18 protein-coding genes are annotated in these 23,068 nt (G+C 73.2%); 6 read left to right on the top strand and 12 right to left on the bottom strand.

Features of this window, described 5'->3' with window-relative positions; translation table 11 throughout:
- Positions 1–151: 151 nt before the first annotated feature.
- Positions 152–673, bottom strand: a complete 522-nt coding sequence (locus tag JQX11_RS04610) for a copper resistance CopC family protein (RefSeq protein WP_204923753.1) — start codon at positions 671–673, stop codon at positions 152–154.
- A 395-nt stretch (positions 674–1,068) separates the two neighbouring features.
- Here JQX11_RS04610 and JQX11_RS04605 point away from each other — a divergent pair, with 395 nt between their 5' ends.
- Positions 1,069–2,004 (top strand): endonuclease/exonuclease/phosphatase family protein, encoded by a 936-nt coding sequence (locus tag JQX11_RS04605; RefSeq protein WP_232377305.1) that lies wholly within the window; start codon positions 1,069–1,071, stop codon positions 2,002–2,004.
- 15 nt (positions 2,005–2,019) lie between these two features.
- On the opposite strand, the gene cimA is transcribed toward JQX11_RS04605, so the two are convergent.
- Positions 2,020–3,603: a citramalate synthase gene (gene cimA / locus JQX11_RS04600; RefSeq protein WP_204923751.1), complete on the bottom strand. Its 1,584-nt coding sequence runs from the start codon at positions 3,601–3,603 to the stop codon at positions 2,020–2,022.
- A gap of 252 nt (positions 3,604–3,855) precedes the next feature.
- On the opposite strand from cimA, the gene JQX11_RS04595 reads away from it, so the two are divergent.
- A complete protein-coding gene (locus JQX11_RS04595) occupies positions 3,856–4,314 on the top strand; it encodes a PRC-barrel domain-containing protein (RefSeq protein ID WP_204923750.1) in 459 nt (152 codons plus the stop codon).
- A gap of 71 nt (positions 4,315–4,385) precedes the next feature.
- Positions 4,386–5,141 carry a tyrosine-protein phosphatase gene (locus JQX11_RS04590; protein WP_204923749.1) on the top strand — a complete coding sequence of 252 codons (756 nt, stop codon included), beginning with the start codon at positions 4,386–4,388 and terminating at the stop codon, positions 5,139–5,141.
- A 69-nt stretch (positions 5,142–5,210) separates the two neighbouring features.
- Here the strand turns inward: JQX11_RS04590 and JQX11_RS04585 are convergent, their stop codons facing one another.
- Positions 5,211–6,308, bottom strand: coding sequence for a branched-chain amino acid aminotransferase (locus JQX11_RS04585; RefSeq protein WP_204923748.1), 1,098 nt, complete (start codon positions 6,306–6,308; stop codon positions 5,211–5,213).
- Between the two features lie 111 nt (positions 6,309–6,419).
- Positions 6,420–7,451: a 3-isopropylmalate dehydrogenase gene (locus JQX11_RS04580; RefSeq protein ID WP_204923747.1), complete on the bottom strand. Its 1,032-nt coding sequence runs from the start codon at positions 7,449–7,451 to the stop codon at positions 6,420–6,422.
- 221 nt (positions 7,452–7,672) lie between these two features.
- Here JQX11_RS04580 and JQX11_RS04575 point away from each other — a divergent pair, with 221 nt between their 5' ends.
- A complete protein-coding gene (locus tag JQX11_RS04575; RefSeq protein ID WP_204923746.1) occupies positions 7,673–8,548 on the top strand; it encodes an FAD:protein FMN transferase in 876 nt (291 codons plus the stop codon).
- Between the two features lie 358 nt (positions 8,549–8,906).
- Positions 8,907–9,263 carry a hypothetical protein gene (locus JQX11_RS04570; protein ID WP_204923745.1) on the top strand — a complete coding sequence of 119 codons (357 nt, stop codon included), beginning with the start codon at positions 8,907–8,909 and terminating at the stop codon, positions 9,261–9,263.
- Between the two features lie 85 nt (positions 9,264–9,348).
- On the opposite strand, the gene serA is transcribed toward JQX11_RS04570, so the two are convergent.
- From serA to JQX11_RS04545, 5 genes are all read right to left on the bottom strand, one after another.
- Entirely contained in the window at positions 9,349–10,947 is a 1,599-nt protein-coding gene (gene serA, locus JQX11_RS04565; RefSeq protein ID WP_204923744.1) for a phosphoglycerate dehydrogenase, read from the bottom strand.
- Between the two features lie 495 nt (positions 10,948–11,442).
- Complete coding sequence (ilvC, locus tag JQX11_RS04560; protein ID WP_204923743.1) at positions 11,443–12,456, bottom strand: ketol-acid reductoisomerase; 1,014 nt, start codon at positions 12,454–12,456, stop codon at positions 11,443–11,445.
- A gap of 69 nt (positions 12,457–12,525) precedes the next feature.
- Positions 12,526–13,041 (bottom strand): acetolactate synthase small subunit, encoded by a 516-nt coding sequence (gene ilvN / locus JQX11_RS04555; protein ID WP_204923742.1) that lies wholly within the window; start codon positions 13,039–13,041, stop codon positions 12,526–12,528.
- A 66-nt stretch (positions 13,042–13,107) separates the two neighbouring features.
- Positions 13,108–14,991, bottom strand: a complete 1,884-nt coding sequence (locus JQX11_RS04550; protein ID WP_204923741.1) for an acetolactate synthase large subunit — start codon at positions 14,989–14,991, stop codon at positions 13,108–13,110.
- 239 nt (positions 14,992–15,230) lie between these two features.
- Positions 15,231–17,645, bottom strand: coding sequence for a putative bifunctional diguanylate cyclase/phosphodiesterase (locus JQX11_RS04545; RefSeq protein ID WP_204923740.1), 2,415 nt, complete (start codon positions 17,643–17,645; stop codon positions 15,231–15,233).
- Between the two features lie 110 nt (positions 17,646–17,755).
- On the opposite strand from JQX11_RS04545, the gene ilvD reads away from it, so the two are divergent.
- Positions 17,756–19,603, top strand: a complete 1,848-nt coding sequence (gene ilvD / locus JQX11_RS04540) for a dihydroxy-acid dehydratase (RefSeq protein WP_204923739.1) — start codon at positions 17,756–17,758, stop codon at positions 19,601–19,603.
- Positions 19,604–19,728: 125 nt separating this feature from the next.
- Here ilvD and JQX11_RS04535 read toward each other — a convergent pair whose 3' ends face one another.
- The 3 genes from JQX11_RS04535 to JQX11_RS04525 all read right to left on the bottom strand — a co-directional run bounded on the left by JQX11_RS04535 (position 19,729) and on the right by JQX11_RS04525 (position 22,854).
- Positions 19,729–21,393, bottom strand: coding sequence for a SulP family inorganic anion transporter (locus tag JQX11_RS04535; protein WP_204923738.1), 1,665 nt, complete (start codon positions 21,391–21,393; stop codon positions 19,729–19,731).
- Positions 21,390–21,809: an ArsR/SmtB family transcription factor gene (locus tag JQX11_RS04530; protein ID WP_307826061.1), complete on the bottom strand. Its 420-nt coding sequence runs from the start codon at positions 21,807–21,809 to the stop codon at positions 21,390–21,392. The genes JQX11_RS04535 and JQX11_RS04530 overlap by 4 nt, the downstream gene beginning before the upstream one ends.
- Positions 21,810–21,954: 145 nt before the next feature.
- Complete coding sequence (locus JQX11_RS04525) at positions 21,955–22,854, bottom strand: acetyltransferase (protein WP_204923737.1); 900 nt, start codon at positions 22,852–22,854, stop codon at positions 21,955–21,957.
- Positions 22,855–23,068: the final 214 nt, after the last annotated feature.

The raw sequence follows: 23,068 nt of genomic DNA, 5'->3' as shown, positions 1-23,068 counted from the left end.
CCCGGCGGGGCGGCAACGCCGTGCGGCGACGCAATGCGTGCGTCACCGGGTGATCCGCGCCCTGCCGGGCGGGCCGGGCCACGGGCGTCGGGGTCCACAGCAGACGGTGCCGACCCCCTGCCGGGGCCGGCACCGCCGACGGGTCCGCGCCTCAGTTGGCGACGAACAGGTGGAACGGCTTGCTCGACACCGATCCGCTGGAGCTGTACGTCTGGATGAAGACGCCGTTCGGTGTCTGGTTGCGTGGGGCGACCGCGATCTCGCCGGCCGGCGGCACGTTGAACTGGTCGTTGGTACCGATGGTGGCCTGGAACGCCTTCCCGACCACGCTGTAGTCGAGCAGCACCTGGTACTGGCCGGTGCCGTACCGGGTCGACGAGACGACGTTCGCCGAGTGCTGGAGCAGGGTGCCGTCGCTGGCGACGACCGCCCAGGCGACCGAACCCGAGGCCGGCGGGGCGAGCGAGGCCTTGAGCGCCGCGCGGGCCTGCTTGGCTTCGGCCGGAGTCACCGGCGGCTGACCGGTGGCACCGGACAGCCGCGCCCCGGGCTGGGCCACCTCGGCCGGAGCCTTGGTCGCCGGTTGCGCGACGGCGATCCCGCCGCCGGCCAGGGTGAGCGCCAGGACGCCGAGCGTCACCGCCGCCGCCTTACGCCTGAAGAATGTGGCCATGACAGGTCTCCCTTTTGTGACCGTGGCAATACGGCCGACCCACCGTACGGCGAGCCGGATACAGGTGGTGCGCTCGAGCCGGAATTAACGTGGGCAGAAAGCCTTCCACCCGCCGGAAATAGTGAAGAAGAAACACTTCCAACCGGCCTGAGCTGGGAAAACTACGCTCTGTTGCGGCACCTCAACGAGGAGGAACGTAGCACCGCCAAAAGCGGAGCGTCAATAGCGCACCAACCCGTTTTGCCATCCCGAAAACGATGTTGGAAATTGCGAAACATGAACTCTCGACCATTCACGGGACGGCTCCACGGCCGGCGGGAACGACCTCGGCCGCTAGGCTGACCGCCGTGCTGACGACCCCGGTGCCGACCCCCACCCGCCGTCGGGCCGCTCCGCTGATCTGCTGGCTCGCGGTGGCACCCGGCCTCGCCTGGGCCGTGGTCCGCCTCGTCGGGTTCGACCGGGGCCCGCTCGTGCAGGCGCTCGCCTTCACCCCGTACGTGGCGGCGTGGAGCCTGCCGGCCCTGATGCTGGCCCTCGCCCTGCGGTGCCGGTGGCCGGCGGTGGCCGCGGCGGTGGCGGCGCTGGCCCTCCTCGGCGCGGTGGCACCCCGCGCGCTACCCGACCGGCAGCCGGCGGCCCGGGGGCCGCAACTGCGGGTGCTCACCGCCAACCTGCTCGCGGGCAACGCCGACGCGGCCACCCTGGTCGAGCTGGTCCGCCGGAACGAGGTGGACGTGCTCACCGTGCAGGAGTTCACCCCGGCGGCGCGGGACGCCCTCGACCGGGCCGGCCTCGCCGACCTGCTCCCCCACCGCCAGCTCAACCCCGAGGTGGGCACGACCGGCTCCGGGCTCTACGCCCGGTTCCCCCTCTCCGACGGCGGTTTCCGGCGCAACGCCGGGTTCGCGTTCACCCAGGCGTACGCGACGGTGGCGGTGCCCGGCGCACCACCGTTACGGGTGGAGTCGGCCCACCCGGCGGCACCCTGGTCGGTCGGGGTGGTCGGCGAGTGGCGCACCGACCTGGCCGGCCAGCCGCGCGCCACCCCCGACGGTCAGCTCGGCATCCTCGCCGGGGACTTCAACGCCACCCTCGACCACTCCCCGCTGCGTGCCCTCCTGGCCAGCGGCTACGTCGACGCCGCCGACGCCGCCGGGGCCGGGCTGGTGGGCACGTGGGGCCCGTACGACGGCGACCCGATCCCGCCGGTCACCATCGACCACGTCCTGGTCGACCGCCGGATCGCCGTCCGTGCGGTCACCGTCCACCGGGTGCCCGGCACCGACCACCGCGCCGTGCTGGCCACCCTGCGCCTGCCCGCCCCCTGACGCCGGGGGTTCAGCTCACACCGCCGCGCGGTCGAGGCCGTAGGTGAGGGCGTCGACGAGGGCGTGCCAGGACGCCTCGACCACGTTGGGGTGCACGCCCACGGTGGTCCAGTCCCGGCCGGTGCCGTCGGCGGTCTCCACCAGCACCCGGGTCACCGCGCCGGTGCCGTGGGTGCCCTCCAGGATGCGCACCTTGTAGTCGGCCAGCTCGAAGTCGCGCAGCTCCGGGTAGTGCCGGGACAGGCCGACCCGCAGCGCCTCGTCCAGGGCGTTGACCGGGCCGTTGCCCTCGGCGGTGGCGATCACCCGCTCGCCGCGTACCCGGATCTTCACGGTCGCCTCGGAGATCACCTCGCCGTCCTCCCGGTGCTCCACCAGCACCCGGTACGACTCCAGCGCGAACGGCCGCACCGGGGCGGCGTCCGGCAGCTCGGAGCGGACCAGCAGCTCGAAGGAGGCGTCGGCGGCCTCGAACGACCAGCCGCCCGCCTCCAGCTCCTTGACCCGGGCGGTCACCTTCGACACGGCGTCCGGATGGCCGGCCAGGTCAAGACCCAGCTCGCGGCTCTTCAGCTCGATGCTGGCCCGGCCGGCCATCTCGGTCACCAGGATCCGCATGTCGTTGCCCACCACCGACGGGTCCACGTGGTTGTAGAGCAACGGGTCGACCTTGATCGCGCTCGCGTGCAGCCCCGCCTTGTGGGCGAAGGCGGCGGCCCCGGCGTACGCCTGGTGGGTGTCGGGGGCGATGTTGGCGATCTCGGCGATGGCGTGCGAGACCCGCACCATCTGTTCCAGGCAGCCGTCGGGTAGGACGGGCAGCCCGAGCTTGAGCTGGAGGTTCGCCACGACGGCGAAGAGGTCGGCGTTGCCGGGGCGCTCGCCGTACCCGTTGGCGGTGCCCTGCACGTGCCGCACCCCGGCCTCGACGGCGGCGATCGTGTTGGCCACCGCGCAGGCGGTGTCGTTCTGGGCGTGCATGCCGAGCAGTTCCGGGGCGATCCCGGTCCGGGCGGTCAGGTCGGCGATCGCGGCGGTCACCCGGGACGGCAGCATCCCCCCGTTGGTGTCGCAGAGCACGAACCGTTCGGCCCCGGCGGCGAGCGCGGTCTCGACCACCGAGGCGGTGTACGCCGGGTCGTGCCGGAACCCGTCGAAGAAGTGCTCGCCGTCGACGAAGACCCGTCGCCCCTGCGCGACCAGGTGGGCGACCGTGTCCCGGACCATCGCCAGGTTCTCCGCGCCGGTGGTGCGCAGCGCGCGTTCGACGTGTCGGATGTCGGCCTTGGCGACCAACGCGACGGCCGGGGTCTGCGCGTCGAGCAACGCGCGCACCTGCGGGTCGTCGGCGACGGCGACCCCGGCCTTGCGGGTGGCCCCGAACGCGACCAGCAGGGCGTGCCGCAGGTCCAGCTCGGTGCGGGCCCGGCGGAAGAACTCGGTGTCCTTCGGCACGGCGCCCGGCCACCCGCCCTCGATGAAACCGACGCCGAACTCGTCGAGCAGGCGGGCCACCGCCAGCTTGTCGATCACCGAGTAGCTGAGCCCCTCGCGCTGGGCGCCGTCGCGCAGCGTGGTGTCGTAGACCTGGAACGTCATCGAGAGTCCCTTCATCGGATCTTGGGGGAGCAACAAAAAGACCCCCCGCGGATGCGGGAGGTCTGCGCGCTCGGCAGAGGGGAGGCCGGCGCGCTAGCTGCCAATAATGCGGGCGGAGCTGGTCACGGTCGCCACTCTGCCACTCGATCCGGGTTCTGGGAGACAGAATCCACATCCCGGGACACGGTGTGTGCGAGGTCTCCCCGGGGGTAGCCCGGTTGACGGACACGACACTTCGAGGCAGGGGTTCCGATGGACAGGCTCGACCCGCACAGCGCGCACGCCACCACCGACCCGATGGTCGACGACGGTCAGGGCGCGATCGCCGGCGGCGCTCCCGGCGGGGCGTTCGACCCGTGGACCTACCGGGACGAGGCCGGGGTGGCCGACGCCGACCTGGTCGGCTACCGGGTCGAGGCGACCGACGGTGGGATCGGCAGGATCGACGAGGCGAGTCACGAGGTCGGCGGCAGCTACCTGGTCGTGGACACCGGGCCGTGGATCTTCGGCAGGAAGGTGATGCTGCCGGCCGGCACCGTCAACCAGGTCGACCACGACGACCGCAGGGTCCACGTCGACCGCACCAGGGACCAGATCAAGGCCGCTCCCGGGTACGACGAGAACAGCCACAGCGACACCGCCTTCCGCGACAATCTGGGCGGCTACTACGACGACACCTACGGCAACCTGCCGCCCGGCACCGCCCGGTAGCGGGCCGGCCCGCGTCGGCGGTCGACTCGGCGGGGCGGACCGCCGCCCCCGCCGGCCGTTACCGTGTCCGGGTGAACCCCACCGAGAACAGCCGCCGTATCCCGTTCTCCGCGATGTTCAACTTCCGGGACGTCGGCGGCTACCCCGGCCACGACGCCCGCGCCGTCCGCTGGGGCCGGCTCTACCGGTCGGACTCCCCGCACCGCATCGACGGCACCGACCGGGAGGCGTTCGCCGCGCTCGGCATCCGTACGGTGATCGACCTGCGCCGCCCGACCGAGGTGGAGCGGGACGGTCGGGTGCCCGACCTCGACGGCCTCGCCTACCGGCACATCCACCCCGAGCACGCCGACTGGGCGCTGAGCCGCCACGAGCCGGACTCCAGCCTGGCCCGCTACCTCGCCGACAGGTACGCCGACCTCGCCGAGACCGGCACCGCCGGGCTGGCCGAGGCGGTCGGGCTGATCGCCGACAGCGCCAACGCGCCCGTCCTGGTGCACTGCGTCGCTGGCAAGGACCGCACCGGCATCGTCTGCGCGCTGACCCTGTCGGTGCTGGGCGTCGACGACGAGCAGATCGCCGAGGACTACGCGCTGAGCACCGAGGCGTCCCAGCGGTTCAGTGCCTGGCTGGCGGAGGCCATGCCGGAGGCCGAGGCGCTGCCCGCACCCTTCCTGGGGTCCCCCGCCGAGGCGATGGCGCTCTTCCTCGCCGAGCTGCGCGAGCGGCACGGCTCGATCGAGGACTACCTGCGGCACACCGGCGTCACCGACGCCCAGCTCGCCGCCCTGCGCGACCACCTGCTGGAGCCGCCCGCGCCGCGGTGACCGCACCGCCGACCCGCCCTGCCGACCCCGGACGTCGGCGCTGGCAGGGCGGGTCGAAAGCCGGGGTGGTCAGCGGATGTGCGTGACCCAGCCGTGCGGGTCGGGGGCGTCACCCCGCTGGACCGCCACCAACTGCTCCCGCAGCGCCGAGGTGGACCGGCCCGGCTCACCGCCGCCGATCACGAACTCGCCGCCGGGGTGCCGCACCCGGGCGATCGGGGTGATCACCGCGGCGGTGCCGCAGGCGAAGACCTCGCGTAGCCGGCCGCTCTCGGCGTCGGCCTGCCACTCGGCGAAGCTGACCGGACGCTCGACGACCCGGTGCCCGGAGGCGGCGGCCAGGGCGAGCAGCGCGTCCCGGGTGATGCCGGGCAGGATGGTGCCGGTCAGCGGCGGGGTGACCAGGGTGTCGTCGTCGTAGACGAAGAACACGTTCATGCCGCCCAGTTCCTCGACGTAGCGGCGCTCGACCGCGTCGAGGAAGACCACCTGGTCGCAGCCGGCCTCGATCGCCTCGGCCTGGGCCGACAGCGACGCCGCGTAGTTGCCGCCGCACTTGGCCGCGCCGGTGCCGCCGGGTGCGGCCCGGGTGTAGTCCGGGGACACCCAGACGGTGACCGGCTTCACCCCGCCGGCGAAGTAGGAACCGGCCGGGGAGGCGATGACGCAGTAGAGGTACTCGCGGGACGGTCGGACGCCGAGGAAGACCTCGCTGGCGAACATGAACGGCCGCAGGTAGAGGCTGGCGTCGGCGGCGTCGGGGATCCAGTCCCGGTCGATCTCGACCAGCTTGCGCAACGACTCGACGAACAGTTCCGCCGGCAGCTCCGGCATGGCCAGCCGCCGGGCGGAGGCGATGAACCGGGCGGCGTTGGCCTCGGGCCGGAACATGGTGATCGAGCCGTCGGCCCTGCGGTACGCCTTCAGCCCCTCGAAGATCTCCTGCGCGTAGTGCAGGACGGCGCTGGCCGGGTCCATCGGGATCGGCGCGCGGGCCTCGACCCGGGGGTCGTACCAGCCCTTGCCGTCGGCGTACCGGATGGTCACCATGTGGTCGGTGAAGACCCGGCCGAAGCCGGGGTCGACCAGCAGGGCGGCCCGCTCGGCGGCGGATACCGGCGCGGGATTCGGACGGATCTCGAAATCGAGCATGTCACCACCGCTCATCGCGCTGACCTCCCTGCGGGTTTGACGGCGCGCGGGAACCACGCACCGGGCTGACGTCCCAGAAACCTACCCCGAACGGTCGTTCAGTGGATAGCTCCACCTCCCGAGGGGTCAGGCCACCGCCTGCGCGGCGAGCCGGTCCCCCACCTCGTCGGTGCGCAACGCCACGCCCGGCGTCCGGGCGGCCAGCTCGGCGGCGACCGCGCCGGTCACCCGGGCGGCGGCGTCGGCGTGGCCGAGCTGGTCGAGCAGGAGCGCGGCGGAGAGCACCGCGGCCACCGGGTCGGCGACCCCCTTGCCGGCGATGTCCGGCGCGGAGCCGTGCACCGGTTCGAACATCGACGGGTACGCCCCGGTGGGGTTGATGCAGCCGCTGGCGGCCAGCCCGATCCCCCCGGTGACCGCGGCGGCGATATCGGTGAGGATGTCACCGAACAGGTTGTCGGTGACCACCACGTCGTACCGCTGGGGCTGGGTGACCAGGAACATGGCGGCGGCGTCGACGTGCTGGTACTCGGTGGCGACGTCGGGGTGCTCGGCGGCGACGGCCGCGAAGGCACGGGCCCACAGCGAGCCGGCGTGGGTCAGCACGTTGGTCTTGTGCACCAGGGTGACCTTGCGCCGCTCACGGCGACCGGCGCGGGCGAAGGCGTCCCGGATGACCCGTTCCACCCCGTGCCGGGTGTTCAGGCTCTCCTCGGTGGCCACCTCGGCCGGGGTGTCCCGGTGCAGGCTGCCGCCGGCCCCGGCGTAGAGCCCCTCGGTGCCCTCCCGGACGACCACCAGGTCGACCTCGCCCGGCTTGACGGTGGCCAGCGGACCGGGAACCCCCGGCCAGAGCCGGGACGGGCGCAGGTTGACGTACTGGTCGAAGGCGAAGCGCAGCTTCAGCAGCAGGCCGCGCTCCAGCACGCCGGGCGGCACGGTGGGGTCGCCCACCGCACCGAGCAGGATGGCGTCGTGGCCGGCCAGCTCGGTCAGCACCGAGTCGGGCAGCACCTCGCCGGTGCGGTGGTACCGCGCCGCGCCGAGGTCGTACTGCGTGGCCTCGACGCCGGGAAGCACGGCGTCGAGGACCTTGAGGGCCTGCGCGACCACCTCGGGTCCGATCCCGTCCCCGGCCACCACCGCGATCCGTGCCACCTGCTGCTCCTCACCTCGTCCGCTGTGCGCAACGGTACGTCCCTGTCCCGCCTCCCGGTACGCGCCTTCCACCATCTGGGAGGGCGAAATGCTCAGCAGGCTCCCAGCCAGCATTCATGGTGCGGTCATCTCCACTGCCTAGGGTCGGTGCAGGACGGGTCGTGGGGGCCCGGGACGGACCGGCCGCGACGCCGCGGCACCGTCGGTGAAGGAGCAGCGAGATGCGGACCGAGCAGCAGCGGGGGCCAGGCCGACTGGACGAGCAACCACGCACCCGCTGGGTGGACCAGAAGGCGTTCTCCCGTCGCCGTCCCGACCTGCGCCTGGGCACCCGAAGCCACCGCCTCGACTCCGCCGGTGACCCGTCCGGCGGCCGGATCACCGTGCAGCACTCCGTCCGGACCGGCACCGCCGGATACTCGCTCCTGCTCAACGCCCCCGAGGAACTGGGCCGCCGGGCGGTCGGCGACGCGCTGCGCGACGCCGTCGCCGAACTACGGGCGATCGACCTCACCTACGGGCCGAACCGGCCGCAGAGCCTGGTCTCCCGGCTGCGGCGCGGCGAGATCAGCCCCGAGTCGTACCCGCCGCTGACCGACCTGGTCGACCGCTGCGCCGCCATGCGGGCCGCCACCGACGGCTGGTTCGACGCCTGGGCCGTCCCCGGCGGCTTCGACCCCGGCGGCCTGCTCAACGGCTGGGCGGTGGAGCGGGCCGCGGCCCGGTTGCGCGCCGCCGGCATCCACGACTACGCGGTGCTCTCCGGCGCCGACCTGACGGTACGCGGGCACGCCGCGCACGGCGGACCGTGGCGGGTGGCGGTGCACCACCCGACCGACAGCCGGCGGGCCCCGCTGGTGCTGGAGATGACGGCCGGCGCGGTGGGCACCTCCGGGGTCAGCGGCCGGCAGGGGCATGTAGTCGACCCGCACACCGGCGAACCGGCCGGACAGCTGGTCGCCGCGACCGTCGTCGGCCCGGACCTGGCGGTGGCCGACGCCTACGCGACCGCGTTGTACGCGGCCGGGCCGGTGGGACTCTCGTGGTTCCGCGCCGACTCGGCCTATCAGGCTCTCTTCGCCCACCGACGCCGCTGAGCGGTGTCGCGGCGCGTCGGCCGACCTGTGGAGGGGGTCCACGGGGTGGCGCGGTCGACGGGCCGGCGATCGGCCCCCACGGTCTCGGCAACGACCGTGGGGGCCGGTCAGCGACGAGTGCGCGTGGCTCGCGCATTCGAGGGGTGCGGACCGGCCGGCCGGATGCTCGGCCCCGTCACCCGAAGACGGGCCGACTTCCGACTTTCCCGATGACCGCTCCGGTACGCTAGCGAATCGACGCAACTCGACGCAAGAGTCTCCACAGCGGACCGTGTTCCTCCGTACACTCTCGACCACTCGCGGCGATCACGGCGGGTCAGTGTCGCTCGGGCGTCCGGGTGATGGCACGCTGTCCGCCGTGAGTTTCGATCTGAGCGTGTGGGCCATGCACGACGGGGCCACGCCCGAGGACGTCCGGGCGGCGGTGCGGCAGTGCCACGAGGGGCGGCACGGCGAGCGGTATCCGGACCCGCGGGTGGTCGCCTTCTACCGCGCCATCACCGCCTCGTACCCCGACCGGCCCGCCCACCAGGGCACCCCGTGGGAGGTGTCGCCGCTGCACGCGGCGGCCGACCACGTGGCGCTGAACCTCGTACCGACGTGTGAGGACCAGGTGCTGCTCGACATCGAGCGGCTGGCCGGCGAGTACGACCTGATGCTCTTCGACCCGCAGGACGGTTCGGTCTACCCGCCGCCGTCGCGCCTCGCCCGCTGAGGCCACCGCCCGCGACGCTCGGGCGTGGACGACGGAGGGCCCGGCCGTGCGGCCGGGCCCTCCGTGGTGAACCGTGCGGGTGCGACTACTCGTCGCGCAGGTCGGCCGCGCTCGCGGCGGTCGCCCCGATCGAGTCGGCGGCCGAGGTGAGCAGGTCCGCCCCGAGCGCCTGGTCGACGGTGAGCGTCATCAGGGTCTCGCCGCCGGCCTCCCGACGGGCCACCTGCATCGCGGCGATGTTGATGCCGGCCTCGCCGAGCAGCGTGCCGACGGTGCCGACCACGCCCGGCCGGTCGGCGTACCGCAGGAAGAGCAGGATGCCCTCCGCGCCGATCTCCACGTCGAACCCGTCCACCTCGGTCAGCTTGATGACGTCGCGGGTGCCGGTGTGGGCGACCGTGCCGGAGACGCTGACCGTACGACCGTCGGGCAGCGCGCCCCGCACGGTGACCAGGTTCGGGTGGTCGACCGTCTCGGCCTGGGTGGCGAGGGTCACCTCGACGCCCCGCTCGGCGGCCAGGTGCGGCGCGTTGACGTAGGTGACCTGATCCTCGACCACCGAGCTGAACAGACCCTTGGTGGCGGCGAGCTTGAGCACCGACACGTCGTGGTTGACGATCTCGCCGCGCACCTCGACGGTGACGCTGGCGGCCACCCCGCCGGCCACGGCGGTGAACGCCCGACCCAGCTTCTCGGCCAGCGGCAGCAGCGGCCGGACGTCCTCGGCGACGACGCCGCCGGCCTGCACGTTCACCGCGTCCGGCACGAACTCGCCCTGCAACGCCAGCTTGACGCTCTTGGCCACGGCCAGGCCGGCCTTGTCCTGCGCCTCGTGGGTGGACGCGCCCAGGTGCGGGGTGGCCACCACGTTGTCGAAGGCGAACAGCGGCGAGGAGGTGCACGGCTCCTTGGCGTACACGTCGACGCCGGCACCGGCGACCCGACCCTCGGCGATCGCGTCGGCGAGGGCCTGCTCGTCGACCAGGCCACCCCGGGCGGCGTTGACGATCCGGACGCCCGGCTTGACGATCGCCAGCTCCTTCTCGCCGATCAGGCCGACCGTCTCCGGGGTCTTCGGCAGGTGGATCGAGATGAAGTCGGCCTCCCGCAGCAGCTCCTCCAGCCCCACCAGGCGGACGCCGAGCTGGGCGGCGCGGGCCGGCTGGATGTAGGGGTCGTACGCGATCAGCCGGGTGCCGAAGGCGGCGATCCGCTGGGCGAACAGCACCCCGATACGGCCGAGGCCGACCACGCCGACGGTCTTGCCCTGCAACTCGACGCCCGTGTACTTGGACCGCTTCCACTCGCCGGCCTTGAGCGCGGCGCTGGCGCTGGCGGTGTTGCGCGCGACGGCGAGCAGCAGCGCGACGGCCTGCTCGGCGGCGGAGACGATGTTGGAGGTGGGGGCGTTGACGACCATGACGCCCCGCGCGGTGGCGGCCGGGACCTCGACGTTGTCCAGCCCGACGCCGGCCCGGGCGACCACCTTCAGGCGCGGCGCGGCGGAGATCGCCTCGGCGTCGATCTGCGTGGCACTGCGCACGATGACCGCGTCGGCCTCCGCCAGCGCGGAGAGCAGGGCCGGGCGGTCGGTGCCGTCGACGTGGCGCACGTCGAAGTCGTGCGCGAGCACCTCGATGGCGGCGGGGGCGAGTTCTTCGGCGATCAGTACGACAGGATTCATCGGTCCTCGTAGACGTCGTATTAGGTTGGCCGGGGCGTCCGGGCGCCGCGATGCGCCCTTCGCCGATCCGTGCCGTGGCCGTCAGGTGCCGGTCACGCACCTCACCAAGGATGGTAGGGGGCGCTCCGGCCGGCATGTCCCGGTCTGTGGGGTGAGGGCCCTCACACAGGGTTGTCGCACGCCTGTCATCCCCCGTTCATCCGGCCCGGGAGCGCGCAGCAGGGGCCGATCGGGGCCGATGAGGCATCGATCACCCCATCCCGCCTGGTGAACCGGCCACCGCGGACCGCGACGGCGACCGGCGGGACGGGTGACGGCGCGGCGGGGTCCGGCGGCGACAGCGGCCCGGCCCCGGCCGCTGAGGGACGTGCTCACGCAGAAAGCGGTATGACTGGCAGGCATGTTCATGCCTGCCAGTCATACCGCTTCACGTCACCAGGTCGACCGGTCCGCCACCCGCCCGAGGGCGCCGGCGGCCCGGTCAGGACCGACGGGTCAGGCGGTCTCGGTGAGCGGGCGGTCCACCCAGCTCATCATCGAGCGCAGCTTCTGCCCGGTCTCCTCGATCGGGTGCGCCGCGCCCTCGGCCCGCCACTTGGCGAAGTTCGGCCGGCCGGCCTCGTCCTCGGCCACCCACTCGCGGGCGAACTCGCCGGACTGGATCTCGCCGAGGATCTTGCGCATCTCCTCCTTGACCCGCGAGTCGACCACGCGCGGGCCCCGGGACAGGTCGCCGTACTCGGCGGTGTCGGAGATGCTGTACCGCATCCGGGCGATGCCGCCCTCGTACATCAGGTCGACGATGAGCTTCAGCTCGTGCAGGCACTCGAAGTAGGCCACCTCGGGGGCGTAGCCGGCCTCGGTGAGCACCTCGAACCCGGTCTGCACCAGGGCCGCCGCGCCACCGCAGAGCACCGCCTGCTCGCCGAAGAGGTCGGTCTCGGTCTCCTCGGTGAAGGTGGTCTTGATGGCGCCGGCCCGGGTGCCGCCGATGCCCTTGGCGTACGCCAGGGCGAGCGGGAAGGCGTTGCCGCTGGCGTCCTGCTCGACGGCGACCAGGCAGGGCACACCCTTGCCGTCGACGTACTGGCGGCGGACCAGGTGGCCGGGGCCCTTCGGGGCGACCATCGCCACGTCCACGTCGGCCGGCGGGGTGATCAGGCCGTACCGGATGTTGAAGCCGTGCCCGAAGAAGAGCGCCTTGCCGGGGGCGAGGTTGGGGGCGATCGACTCGGCGTAGATGGTCCGCTGGGCGGTGTCCGGCGCCAGGATCATGATCACGTCGGCCTCGGCCGCCGCCTCGGCCGGGGTGAGCACCCGCAGGCCCTGCTCCTCGGCCTTCGGCCGGCTCTTGGAGCCCGCCGGCAGGCCGATCACCACGTCGACACCGGAGTCGCGCAGCGACAGCGCGTGGGCGTGGCCCTGGCTGCCGTACCCGATCACGGCGACCTTGCGGCCCTGGATCAGGCCCAGGTCGGCGTCGTCGTCGTAGTACACCTCAACGCTCATTGACTTCCCTTTCGTACGGCGGTCTCGTCGACCGTCGTGGACTGTGTGCGGTGGCGGGTGGGCGCGCGGTCAGGCGGCGCGCAGCGCCGGGCCGGCGGTGATCGACCGCGAGCCGCGCCCGATCGCCACCGTGCCGGACTGGACCATCTCCTTGATCCCGAACGGCTCCAGGTCGCGCAGCAGCGCGTCGAGCTTGTCGGGGGTGCCGGTCGCCTCGACGGTGAGGGTGTCTGGCGCGACGTCGACCACCCGGGCCCGGAACAGGGCGACCGTCTCCAGCACCTGCGCGCGGGCGGCGCGGTCGGCGCGGACCTTGACCAGCAGCAGCTCCCGCGCCACCGAGACCTGCGGGTCCAACTCGACGATCTTCAGTACGTTGACCAGCTTGTTGAGCTGCTTGGTGACCTGCTCCAGCGGCGACGAGTCGGCGTTGACCACGATGGTGATCCGGGAGACGTCGGGGTTCTCGGTCTCACCGACGGCCAGGCTGTCGATGTTGAAGCCGCGCCGGGAGAACAGACCGGAGACCCGGGCCAGGACACCCGGCTTGTTCTCCACCAGCACGGACAGGGTGTGCAGGGTCATGCCACCGTCTCGCTTCGCTCGGTCGGGCCGTGCCCGCGCACGGTCCCGGGGAATCGGTCACTCATCTCAGATGTCGTCCTCGTCGAACGTCGGGCGGACGCCCCGGGCGAACATGATCTCGTCGTTACTGGTGCCGGCGGCCACCATCGGCCAGACCATCGCGTCCTTGCCGACCGTGAAGTCGATCACGACAGGTGCGTCGGTGATCGCCATCGCCGCCTCGATCGTCTTGTCGACATCCTCGGCGTTCTCGCAGCGTAGGCCGACACAGCCGAGCGCCTCGGCCAGCTTGACGAAGTCCGGGATGCGGTGCTTGTGGGTGCCCAGCTCGGTGTTGGAGTAGCGCCCCTCGTAGAACAGGGTCTGCCACTGCCGCACCATGCCCAGGTTGCCGTTGTTGATCACCGCGATCTTGACCGGGATGCCCTCCAGCGCGCAGGTGGCCAACTCCTGGTTGGTCATCTGGAAGCAGCCGTCGCCGTCCACCGCCCACACCACCGTGTCCGGCCGGCCGGCCTTCGCGCCCATCGCCGCCGGGACGGCGTACCCCATGGTGCCGAGGCCGCCGGAGTTGAGCCAGGTGCCCGGCTTCTCGTACGAGATGAACTGGCTGGCCCACATCTGGTGCTGGCCGACCCCGGCCACGTAGATCGCGTCCGGGCCGACGATCTCGCCCAGCCGCTTGATCACGTACTGCGGGGAGAGGGTGCCGTCGGCCGGCTCGTCGTAACCCAGCGGGTACCGCTCGCGCAGGTCGTCGAGCTGGTGCCACCAGTCGTGCAGGTCGGTCCGACGGCCGGCCTTCTGCTCGGTGGTCACCGCCGCGATCAGCTCGTCGATGACGTGCTTGGCGTCACCGACGATCGGGACGTCCGCGTGCCGGTTCTTGCCGATCTCGGCCGGGTCGATGTCGGCGTGCACCACCGTGGCGTCCGGGGCGAACGAGTCGAGCTTGCCGGTCACCCGGTCGTCGAACCGGGCCCCCAGCGCCACGATCAGGTCAGCCTTCTGCAGGCCGTAGACGGCGGCGACGGTGCCGTGCATGCCGGGCATGCCCAGGTGCTGACGGTGCGAGTCGGGGAACGCGCCCAGCGCCATCAGCGTGGTCACCACCGGGATGCCGGTCAGCTCGGCGAGCTGGCGCAGCGACTCGGTCGCACCGGCCTTGAGCACCCCGCCGCCGACGTAGAGCACCGGCCGGCGGGCGCCGCTCATCAGCCGCGCCGCCTCCCGGATCTGCTTGCCGTGCGGGTGCAGGGTCGGCCGGTAGCCGGGCAGGTCCAGGGTGGGCGGCCAGGAGAAGGTGGTCGCCGCCTGGAGGACGTCCTTGGGGATGTCGACCAGGACCGGGCCGGGACGCCCCGTCGCCGCCAGGTGGAACGCCTCGGCGAGCACCTGCGGGATCTCCTCGGCGTTCTGCACCAGGAAGTTGTGCTTGGTGATCGGCAGGGTGATGCCCTGGATGTCCGCCTCCTGGAAGGCGTCCGTGCCGATCATCGGTCGGGCCACCTGACCGGTGATCGCGACGATCGGCACCGAGTCCATGTACGCGTCGGCGATCGGGGTGACCAGGTTCGTCGCGCCCGGCCCGGAGGTGGCGATGCAGACGCCCACCCGGCCGGTGGCCTGCGCGTATCCGGTGGCGGCGTGTCCCGCGCCCTGCTCGTGCCGGACCAGGATGTGCCGCACCGAGGAGTCGTAGAGCGGGTCGTAGGCGGGCAGGATCGCCCCGCCGGGGATGCCGAAGACGACGTCGACGCCGAGCGCCTCCAACGACCGCACCAGGGAGCCGGCACCGGAGACCGGGACCGGCCCGGACGGCCGTACGGCCGGGGTGGCCGGCGCGGCGGCGCGCGGCGGGGTGGTGTGGTCGGCGTCGCCGGCCGGCTCGGTGACCGTACGGGCCCGCCGGGCGGAGTGGGCGAGGGTCTCTGGCGTGGGTCTCGTCATGGCGGTTCAGGCCTTCGGCTGGAGTTGGGTGGAGCTGCTACGACAGGTGCGACGGGGGCGGTGGCCCGCCCCGGTGGTTCCGACGGCAATAAAAACGGCCCTCGTGCAGATGCACGGGGCCAGCGCACTCTCGACAGCGGGAGAGTGCGCTCAGGTGAGTACTCGCAGCGACCGGTTCGACGACATGGGCCAAGCCTGACGCATCTCACGCGATGAGTCAACTGATCCCACATGTTGGTTCACGAACGGGGGACGCCATCCCCGTTGGGGGTCTCGTCAACCGGCCCGGCCTGCGCGGACTCGTCGTACGCCGGGCGCGGGGCGGGCGTCGCCGGGGATGCCGGTGGGTGGGATCGCAGCCGGGGCAGCAGCGGCGACGGGGCGGGTCGCCGCGGCGGGGGCGGCGGGGCCGGTGGCGCCGACGCGGGGCGGGCGCCCGGCGAGGTGGCCGCCTCCAGCATCGCCTCCAGGTGCTCGGCCGGCACCCCCCAGCCGAAGAGCGCACCCTGGCCGAACCGGCAGCCGGCGGCGACCACCGCGGCCAGCTCGGCCGGGTTGGTGACCCCCTCGGCGATCACCTCCAGGCCGAGCTGGTGACCCAGCCGCATGACGATGTCGACCATCGGGGCGAACGCGGGCCCGTCCCGGCCCACCGGGCGGACCGGCTCGTGCTCGGCGACCAGGCTGTGGTCGATCTTGAGGATGTCGATCGGCAGCCGGCGCAACTGCCCCAGCGACGAGTACCCCGCGCCGAAGTCGTCGAGCGCGATCCGTACCCCGGTGCGCCGCAGCGCGGTCAGCCGGCGGATCAGCTCGTCCAGGTCGGTGGCGACGGCGTGCTCGGTGACCTCCAGCACCAGCCGCTGCGGCGGCACGTGGTGGGCGCGCAGCGCCTCGGCCACCTGCACCACGTACTCCGGGGCGTGCAGCTCGCGCGGGGAGACGTTGACCGACACCCACACGTCGTGGCCGTCGGCGAGCCAGCGGGACAGCTGCCAGCACGCCTGGTGCAGCACCCAGGCCCCCAGCTTGGCGATCATCCCGCACTCCTCGGCCAGCGGGATGAACTCGTCCGGCCGGACGTTGCCCAGCTCGGGGTGGTGCCAGCGCAGCAGCGCCTCGGCACCCACCGGCCGCACCGAGGGCAGCGACGCCACCGGCTGGAAGGCCAGCCGCAGCTCGTCGCGCTCGATCGCGCCGCGCATCTCGTGCTCCAGCCGGGTACGCCGGGTCAGCAGTTGGTCGTAGCTGCCGTCGTACCGCTCGATCCGGTTCTTACCGCGCTGCTTGGCGTAGCGCAGGGCCAGGTCGGCGTGGCGCAGCAGGCCGACCACGTCCGGATCGTCGCCGCCCTGGCCGGCCACCCCGATGCTGACCGAGAGGAAGACCGCCCCGCCCTCCTGCTCGTACGGCCGGCCGAGCACCCCCAGCAGCCGCTCGGCCACCACGTCCGCGTCGGTCGGCCGGCCCCGCATCAGCACCGCGAACTCGTCGCCACCGAGCCGGGCGGCCAGGTCACCGGGGCGCAGGTTGCTCCGCAGCCGCCGCCCCACCTCGGCGAGCACCATGTCACCGACGTCGTGACCACGCATGTCGTTGACGTTCTTGAAGCCGTCCAGGTCGAGGCCGAGCAGCACGCAGCCACCCCCCTCGGTGGCGCAGCGCTGCATCTCCCGCAGCAGGCCACGCCGGTTGGCGAGGGTGGTCAGCGGGTCGGTGTGCGCCAGTTCCCGGAAGTGCGCCTCCCGGTCGGCCAGCCGGTGGGCGTAGCTGCGGACGTCGTTGAGGGTGAGGTACTGCCGGGTGACCAGGGCGAAGCCCTCCAGGCTGCCGGCGATGATGCCCAGCGCGTCGAACCGGCCGCCCTGGACGAGGTGGTACATCGCCGAACCGGCCATCGCCACCATCGGGATGAAGGCGTACTCGCCGTCGCGGCGGATCAGGTCGATGTCGACCTGGCCGGGGGCGTCCACCCGGTGCACGGCGAGCGCCCCGGCGAGCATGCCCACGGCGAGCAGTGCGGCACCGGTCAGCGCCATCGTCGAGCCGCCCTGGCAGACCCCGGCGGCCAGGCCGAGACCGCCGGTCGCGGTCGCGGTGATGCCGACGCCGAGCACGGCCAGCCGGGTCCGCGGGCCGTCGGCGCGGGCCACCACCATCGCGGTGAGCCCGGCGGTGAGCGCCACGGTCACCGACGCGAGCAGGATGGCCGGACAGGCGCTCGGCGTCGCCGGCCCGAGCAGCCGGGTCGGCTCCGAGAAGAGCACCCAGCCGACGAACCAGATCGCGGCGGCCACGGTCAGCCCGTCGAGCAGCAGCCGCGCGGCGGCGGCCCGGGCCACCATCGCGCCGGGCAGCCGGAGCAGACCCGCGCAGTAGCCGAGCCCGCTCAGCGCGGTGCCGACCGCGATCAGTGACGCCCATCCCATTCCCTGACCGCGTTGGTGCGCCCCGTGCTCGGTCGCGCCGAGCACCGCGACGGTGCCGGCGGCCAGGGTGGTCAGGGCGATCGTGGCGGCCACGGCGAACAGCAGGTGCGCCTGGCGGTGCGGGCCGCCGCGCCGCCGGGCCGAGTCGGCCAGCAGGGCGGTGGCGGCGACGGCGAGCAGGCCGCTCAACACCGCCACGGCGACCATGCCCGGGGGTAAACGCACGACCTCAACTGTGCCGGATCAGCGCCCGCCACGGGGTACCGGGTGTGCAACTGTTGGGACACGGCGCGAGCGGTGGGAGCCGTCCGCCGGGCGGTGTAAGACTGGTACCCATGCCTGAGCTGCGGTCGAGGACCTCCACCCACGGTCGGACGATGGCCGGTGCCCGGGCCCTCTGGCGGGCCACCGGGATGACCGACGACGACTTCGGCAAGCCGATCGTCGCCATCGCGAACAGTTTCACCCAGTTCGTCCCCGGTCACGTCCATCTGAAGGACATGGGTGGCCTGGTCGCGGACGCGGTGGCCGAGGCCGGCGGGGTGGGGCGCGAGTTCAACACCATCGCCGTGGACGACGGCATCGCCATGGGCCACGGCGGGATGCTCTACTCGCTGCCCAGCCGGGAGCTGATCGCCGACGCGGTGGAATACATGGTCAACGCGCACTGCGCGGACGCGCTGGTCTGCATCTCGAACTGCGACAAGATCACCCCCGGGATGCTGCTGGCCGCGCTGCGGCTCAACATCCCGACCGTCTTCGTCTCCGGCGGCCCGATGGAGGCCGGCAAGACGGTGGCGATCGAGGGCGTCGTGCACTCCAAGCTCGACCTGATCGACGCGATGGTCGCCTCCTCCAACGAGGCGGTCACCGACGACCAGCTCGGCGAGATCGAACGTTCCGCCTGCCCCACCTGCGGCTCCTGCTCCGGCATGTTCACCGCCAACTCGATGAACTGCCTCACCGAGGCGATCGGTCTGGCCCTGCCCGGAAACGGCTCGACGCTGGCCACCCACGCCGCGCGCCGCTCGCTGTTTGTGGAGGCCGGCCGGACCGCGGTCGAGATCGCCAAGCGCTGGTACGACCACGACGACGCGTCCGTGCTGCCCCGCGCCGTCGCCAACCGCAAGGCGTTCGACAACGCGGTCGCCCTCGACGTGGCGATGGGCGGGTCGACCAACACGATCCTGCACCTGCTCGCCGCCGCCCGCGAGGCCGAACTCGACTTCAGCGTCGCCGACATCGACGCCGTCTCCCGGCGGGTGCCCTGCCTGGCCAAGGTCGCCCCGAACTCGCCGAACTACCACATGGAGGACGTGCACCGCGCCGGTGGCATCCCGGCCATCCTCGGTGAACTCGACCGCGCCGGCCTGCTGCACCGCGACGTGCACGCCGTGCACTCCCCCTCGCTAGCCCAGTGGCTCACCGACTGGGACGTCCGGAGCGGCTCACCCCTCCCCGAGGCGGTCGAGCTGTTCCACGCCGCGCCCGGCGGGGTGCGCACCATCGAGCCGTTCTCCACCACCAACCGCTGGTCCACCCTGGACACCGACGCCGCGCAGGGGTGCGTGCGGGACCGGGAGCACGCCTACACCGCCGACGGCGGGCTGGCCATCCTGCACGGCAACCTCGCGCCGGAGGGCTGCGTGGTGAAGACCGCCGGGGTGCCCGAGGAGTGCCTGACCTTCCGGGGCCCGGCCAAGGTCTACGAGTCGCAGGACGACGCGGTCGCGGCCATCCTCGCCAAGGAGGTCGTCGCCGGGGACGTCGTGGTGATCCGCTACGAGGGCCCCAAGGGTGGCCCCGGCATGCAGGAGATGCTCTACCCCACCTCGTTCCTCAAGGGGCGCGGGCTGGGCCGGTCGTGCGCGCTGCTCACCGACGGCCGGTTCTCCGGCGGCACGTCCGGGCTGTCCATCGGGCACGCCTCCCCCGAGGCGGCCTCCGGTGGGCTGATCGCCCTGGTCGAGCCCGGCGACGAGATCGTCATCGACATCCCGGCCCGGTCCATCGAGCTGAACGTGCCCGACGACGTGCTGGAGGCCCGCCGGGTGGCGCAGGAGAAGCGGGACCGGCCGTACACCCCGCTCGACCGGCAGCGCCCGGTGTCCGCCGCCCTGCGCGCGTACGCCTCGATGGCGACGTCGGCCAGCGACGGCGCGTACCGCCGCGTCCCGGAGTAGTCCGGATCCGCGTCGCCAGCGCCCGCGACGCCATATCGGCGATGTAGCGGTATCCCCGTGCGGGGACACCGCTACATCGCCCCCGATAAGTCGATCAACCGCCAGCCGGGCGCACGCCGGCTGGGTCAGGTGGGGACGGGGCCGCGGAGCAGGTCGCGGGCGTGGGCGATGGCGGCCGGGGTGTCGGGGAAGACCAGTCCGTCGCGGCGCAGTTCGTCGGCCACGCCGAGGGTCGAAAGCACCTGGTCGTGGTCGGGGGTGATGCCGGAGAGCAGCACGGTGATCCCCCGTCCGCGCAGCCGCCCGATGGCGTCGCCGAGCACGTGCGCGCCGGTGGCGTCCAGCGCCGACACCCGGGACATCCGCAGGATGACCACCCGTACGTCGGCCACCTCGGACAGTTCCAGCAGGAAGGTGTGCGCGGCGGCGAAGAACAGCGGCCCGTCCAGCCGGTACGCCACGATGTGCTCGGCCAGCAGGGCGTGTTCCTCGGCGCTGTGCTCGCCCCGGTCGAGCGGGACCTGTTCCAGCCGGGCGCTGCGGGCCACCGCGCGCAGCGCGATCACCACCGCCACGGCGACCCCGACGGCGACAGCGGTGACCAGGTCCCAGGCGACAGTGACGGCGAAGGTGAGCACCAGCACCAGGGCGTCGCCCCGGGTGGCGCGGGCCAGCGCCCACAGCGATCCGGCCTCGATCATGCGTACCGTGGTGGCGAGCAGCACCCCGGCGAGCGCGGCGAGCGGGATCCGGCCGACCAGCGGGGCGGCGGCCAGCACGATCGCGGCGAGCGCCACCGCGTGGGTGAGCGCGGCCAGCTTCGAGGCTGCCCCGGCGCGGACGTTGACGGCCGTGCGGGCGATGGCGGCGGTGGCCGGGATGCCGCCGAACACGGGTGCGGCGAGGTTGGCCAGGCCCTGACCGAACAGTTCCCGGTCCGGGTCGTGCCGTTGCCCGACGGTCATCCCGTCGGCGACGGTGGCCGACAGCAGGCTCTCCAGCGCGGCGAGCGCGGCCACCGCCAGTGCCGACGGCAGCAGCACGCCGACCGCGCCGGGGTCGAGGAAGCCCAGCGACGGCGCGGGCAGCCCCTGCGGCAGGGCGCCGATCCGCACCAGGTCGAGCGGGAAGGTCTCGGCGAGGACGGTGGCGGCGGCCACCCCGAGCAGCGAGAACGGTACGCCGGGCCGGAAGCGTGCGCCGAGCAGCATCAGCGCCGCCACCCCGAGCGCGACCGCCAGCGCCACCGGCCGGGGGTGTACGACGAACCGGGCGACGGCGTCGGCGGCGACGGCCCACACCCGGTCGCCGTGCGCGTCGGTGACGCCGAGCGCGGCGGGCACCTGTTGCAGGGCGATGACCACGGCGATACCCGCGGTGAAACCCTCGATGACAGGGGTGGGCAGGTAGCGGACGTAGCGGCCGAGGCGGGCCAGGGCGAGGGCGATCAGCAGCAGGCCGGCCAGTGCGCCGACCATCAGCACCCCGGTGGGGCCGAACTGCTGCACCACCGGCACCAGCACCACGGTCATCGCCCCGGTGGGGCCGGAGACCTGGAGGTGGGAGCCGCCGAAGACGGCCGCCACCGCACCGGCGACGACGGCGGTGACCAGCCCGGCCTGCGCGCCCAGCCCGGAGGTGACGCCGAAGGCGAGGGCGAGCGGCAGGGCCACCACGGCCACGGTCAGCCCGGCGACCAGGTCCCGCCGGGGTGAGCGGCGTACCGCCTGCCAGTCGGCGCGGTCGGGCAGCAGGCCGAGGACCCGGTCGGCGACGGCGTTGGCGCTCACCGGCCCGGCCGGGTCGGCGGGCCGGTGGTGACGGGGGCGCGCGGCCCGTCGCCGGCTCCGGCGGGGCCGGGTGGGCCGGTGGCCGCGTCGGGGGCGGCGCGGAGTTCGTCGAGGAGGGCGTCGCGGTCGGTGAGGACGGTGCCGAGGATGCGTCGGCCGGCGGCCAGCAGGTCGGCCACGTCGGGGGTGCTCAGCGAGTACATCACCAGCGGGCCGTCCCGGTAGGAGGTGACCATGCCGGCCCGGCGCAGCACGGCGAGCTGCTGGGAGAGGTTGGACGGCTCGACCTCGATGACGGCGAGCAGGTCGCGGACCGGCTTCGGGCCGTCCTGGAGCAGTTCGAGCACCCGGATCCGCACCGGGTGCCCGAGGGTGCGGAACAGCTCCGCCTTGGCCTGGTACAGCGGGACCGACACCCGGGACCTTCTTCCGTCGACGACGTGAACACTTTAGCACTTGCGAAATTCTTCAAGTGACCTGTCGCGTGGTTCGTGACTCCCGGTTCGTGGCCGCGCCGGGCGGCGTGCCCCCGGCAGGTCCGCCGGGGGCACGCCGCGCCTGTCAGTCGGTGCCGGGAGCCGTCGGGGCCGGCTCGAAGAACAGCCGGGTGCGCAACTGCCGGAACCCGGTGCGTTCCAGCTCGGCGACCACCGCGACCCGGTGGGCGTCCACGTCGGCCACCACCTCCCGGGCCCCCTCGGCCACCAACGCCGCGACCGAGTCGGCAAGCAACTCGCCCCGCGCCGCCCCGTCCAGCAGGCCGAGGTAGCCGAGCTGTGGAGAACAGGCGTCCCCGGTCGTCCCGGCGAGCCCGACCGGCTCCCCGTCGACCAGGGCGACCCGCCAGGTCGCGCCGGTCAGCCAGGCCCGTGGATCGGTGGCCAGATCCACCCCGGCCACCGCCCGGGCGACCTCCCGGCCGGTCAGCACGTCCGGCTCGGGGATCCGGGCGACGAGGGCGTCGACCTCGCTGCCGTCGACGGCCGGGCGGACGGCGTAGCGGCCGGCGGACGCCGGCAGTGGGGTGCCCGCCCACGAGCAGCGAAGTCGCTCGCCCCGCTCGACCAGCCCGGCGAGTCGGGCCGCCGCCAGCGGTGCCCGGACCACGGCGAGCACCTCCGGCCGCCGCCGCCAGTGCGCGGGCAGCCCGGCGTGATAGGGGTACGGGCCACCGAGCGCATCGTGGGCCGCCCGCAGCAGCGCGGCACCCACCTCAGGTTCGGCGGTCAGGTCGAAGCGGTCCAGCCATGGTGCACCGACGGCCCCGGGCGGCAGGAGCCACGCGGCCCGACCGACCACCCGGCCGCCCCGCAGGGCGATCCAGGTGCGCTCGGGCCGGTAGCCACCCCCGGCGACACCGTCGGCGTAACCGACCTTGCGCAGTTGGGGCAGCGGGTCGGGCATGGACTCGAACAGATCTTCCTCGCCCGCGACGAGCGGGCGGATGACCAGGTCGGTCATGGGGAATCCTCCGGAAGGCGAACGCCCCGGTCAGATCCGCGTGGACGCCGGGACGCGGAGGGGGCGCAGAACATCGGACATCGTTCTGACCTCCTTCCGGCTCGACGGCGTGCCGCAGAACGTACCCAACGTGCCGGCACGGTCGCAACACCGCTGTCACGCTGATCGCCTGTCGGGAGCCATCCAGGGCTGACGCCGTGTTCTACGGTGGACG

Origin of the sequence: Micromonospora humida (assembly GCF_016901255.1) — a bacterium.
Taxonomy (GTDB): domain Bacteria; phylum Actinomycetota; class Actinomycetes; order Mycobacteriales; family Micromonosporaceae; genus Micromonospora; species Micromonospora wenchangensis.
This window is presented reverse-complemented; position numbering and strand designations above follow the sequence as displayed.